Annotated in this window: 2 protein-coding genes; both read left to right on the forward strand. The window is 70.4% G+C overall.

Features of this window, described 5'->3' with window-relative positions; translation table 11 throughout:
• Positions 1-2,959 (forward strand): DHHA1 domain-containing protein (locus VFP86_00055; GenBank protein HET8998017.1); only part of this gene is annotated, 2,959 nt, incomplete at its 5' end.
• A partial coding sequence (locus VFP86_00060) for an HD domain-containing protein (GenBank protein ID HET8998018.1) occupies positions 2,956-3,528 on the forward strand: 573 nt, incomplete at its 3' end. The genes VFP86_00055 and VFP86_00060, both read left to right, overlap by 4 nt.

A 3,528-nucleotide genomic window follows, 5' to 3' on the forward strand; every position in this document is an offset into this window, starting at 1 on the left:
CCTGGCGTTCATGTTCATGGCGGCGCTGCGGAGGCGGCTCGGGATGAGCCCCACGGTGGCCGCGGGGATGGCCTCGCTCGCGGCCCTCGGGACCGTGGCCGATGTGGTGCCGCTGCTTGACGATAATCGCCGCATCGCCGCCGGCGGGCTCGTGGAGATGGGCGCCGCCCCGCTCGTCGGTCTGAGGGCGCTCGCCGACATCGCCGGTATCAGCGGCCCTGTCACAACCTGGCACGTGTCGTGGCAGCTGGCCCCCCGGTTGAACGCGCCCGGGCGGCTCGGCGATCCATCGCCCGCGCTCCGGCTCCTGACCACCGACGACGCAGAGTGCGCCCGGGCCCTCGCCCAGGATCTGGACCGCGCAAATCGTGAGCGGCAGGAGATTCTCGAGCGGACCCTGGCCGAGGCGATCACGCAGGCTGAAGCAGAGGGCCCGGCCTCGGCGGTCGTCGTGGCCGACGACGGATGGCATCCCGGCGTCGTCGGGCTTGTCGCCGGACGCCTCGCGGAACGCTATTGCCGTCCCGCCGTCGCGATCGGCCTGGCCGAGGGCGCCGGTCGGGGGTCGGCCCGCAGCGTCCCCGGGTTCAACCTTGTCGAAGCCCTCAAAACGTGTCAGTCCCACCTGCTCGGGTTTGGGGGACACGCCATGGCGGCCGGATTGTCGATCGCGCGGGAGGCCGTCCAGGAGTTTCGGAGGGCCTTCAATGCCCTCGCCGCGGCGCAGGGGGTGGACCAGGCCGGCGCGTTCCGTCTGCCTGTCGACGCCGAGGTTCGGCTCGTGGATCTCACTGTTCCCCTGGTGCGCGAAGTGGGGCGCCTCGGTCCATTTGGAGCGGGCAACCCGGAGCCCGTGTTCGCCGTAAAAGGCGTGCGGACGCACCAACGGCGGGTCATCGGAGACGGGCGTCATCTCCGGTTGGACGTGTCGGACGGCGCAGCGATCCTTGAGGCGATCGGCTTTGGGATGGCGGCGCCCGCTGAGCTGCTGACGTTTACCGAAGTCCCTGTGGATCTCGCGGTGATCCCCGAATTCGACCCCCTCCATCCGGAGCGCGTACGGTTGCGGGTCGTCGCGCTCGATGTGCCGGGGATCGACCCGGAGCAGATGCTCACGGACACCGGAGCCCTGATAGACCGGCTGTTTGCCCGGTCGGCGGAGTATTTGGCCGAGGCCCGCGACTCAGCCGCGGAGGACGCGGCCGTGCTCTACTCCAAGGTGGTCGGCGTCACGTTCGACGGACGACAACAGATCGTCGGCACACTTCGTCCCGGAGATCGCCTCAGGTTGATCCGCGAACCGGCGAACCCGCATGACCCGCATGCCGTCCAGGTCGTCACGCCGGATGGTCGGGCGCTGGGATACCTCCGAGCTCGCCTCGCCGGTCGTCTGGCGCCTTCCATCGATGGCGGGGCCCGGTACCGCGCGACCGTAGCCGCGGTCACCGGGGGAGGCGACCGGTCCTCGGGCATCAACATTTTGCTGGAGCGGGAAGACGAGTCATCGGAGTCTCCGTGCGGGGACCCGCCGCCGGGCCGGCCGACGTGGGGGCATCTCGACAGCCGCGATCGGGCCGAACGGACAACCGCACACCTTCGTGACCGATATGCGCTGGCGCCCGTGCACGCCGAGGCGGTCGCTGCGATCGTCAGCGGAGCATCGGCCGCGATCACAATGCCTCCGGGGCGCGGCGTGGCCAGTCTGCTCGCCACAGCGGCGGCAGCGGCCCCGCGCGACCGCGGGTGCGCGCTCGTCGTGGCGCCCCTGCGCCGGCAGGTGGTGCATCGTGCGGACCAACTCCGCGCACGCCTAGACCCCCTCGGTCTCCGCGTGTACTCCGCGCACGGGCTCCAGAGTGTTCAGGACCGCGAGCGCGCCGCCTCCGCCCTGCGCGCGGGCGAGGCGGACGTCGTCGTCGTCAGTTGGGAGATCGCGGCCGCAGGGTGGGTGGAGACGCACGCGGATCGGATCGCCATGGTGCTGTGCGATGGGATTCCCGGCTCGGCCCTTCCGCCGCTCCTCGAGGCGGCTCGTGGCGCTCAGCTCTGCCTCGTGAACCCCGGTACGCCGGCGACCGCACCGGTGCTCGCACTGGACGGTGCGGTGCGGACCGGAGTGCGGTTGATCGATCGCAGAGGCGCCGCCGACCTCGACGGGTTGGTGGAGGAGGTGATCAACCGAGACGAGAAGTGCGTAGTGTATGCTACCGGGCGCGAGGAGTGCGTGCACCTGGCGACGCGGCTGCGCGAGTGCGCCGCTGGGGACGGCAGGGTCGCGTACTTACACGGCGGCCTTCCGGGACGCGTGCGTCAGATCATCGTGCAGGCGTTCCGGGAGAACCGGATCGGGGTCTTAGTGGCCACGCCGGCCCTCGACGAGGAGACGCTTCCCGGGGATGTCCGCCACGTAGTCGTCTCGTCCCTCCCGCCGGACCGGGGATACCTGGCCGAGGCCGTGGGGATGCTCGGGTTCGATGCGCGTCCGGTCTCGGTCACGGTGGGGTTCCGATCGGACGAGATCCCGGGGCGGCGGCGGGCGCTCGACGGGTGCGCTCCGGATCGCGCCGTGCTGGCTTCGTTGTATCGCGTCCTCGCGCAGTGGCGCGGAACCCGACCGTTCCGGTGGCCTGACGACCAGACGTGGGCGTACCTCAGTGGGGTGTCACCCGGGCTCGTGCCGTCGATCGTTGACGCGGCGCTGGTGATCCTTGAGGAAGCGGGCGTGGTGTCCCGCGAGGCGCTCGACAACGGAGCCGAGTTTCAGTGTGTCGCCACGGTGCGGCGGGATCTCGCGGCATCGCTTCGGTATCGCGAGGGGCGGCGGGAGCGCGAGGCGTTCGAGCTGTGCGCCGAGTGGGCCGTCCGCGCCGGCCCCTTCGAGCTGCTCCAGGCGATCGCCGGACGGGCCGATGACGGTCGACCGGCGGCACCTCCGCCCCGCGTGGTGCTGAATCGATGAAACGGTTTCAATTTATCCGGGGCACCGCGGAGGAGACGCTCCCGCCGGACGCGACCGAGCTGCTGGCCCGCGTCAAGGCGGTCACGCCTCATGCAGACATCGATCTCCTCCGGCGGGCGTACCTGTTCGCACGGGAGGCCCACGCCGATCAGACCCGGGCGTCGGGCGAGCCGTATGTGAGCCACAGCGTCGCCGTCGCCGCGATCCTGGCCGAGATGCGTCTCGACGCGGTCACGATCACGGCGGCACTGCTGCACGATGTGCCCGAGGACACGCCGCGCACGATCGAGGAGATCCGGTCGAAGTTCGGCCCCGAGGTCGCCGGACTCGTCGACGGCATCACCAAGCTGGGCCGCATCGAATGGAAGAGCCGGGAAGAGCGCCAGGCGGAGAACCTCCGCAAGATGTTCCTGGCGATGGCCAACGATATCCGGATCATCCTGATCAAGCTGGCCGACCGCGTCCACAACCTGCGTACGATCGAGTACATCCCGGAGTGGAAGCAGAAACGCACGGCCGCGGAGACCCTGGAGATCTACGCCCCGCTCACCGAACGGCTGGGGATCGGG

This window comes from bacterium (assembly GCA_035703895.1).
Lineage (GTDB): Bacteria > Sysuimicrobiota > Sysuimicrobiia > Sysuimicrobiales > Segetimicrobiaceae > Segetimicrobium.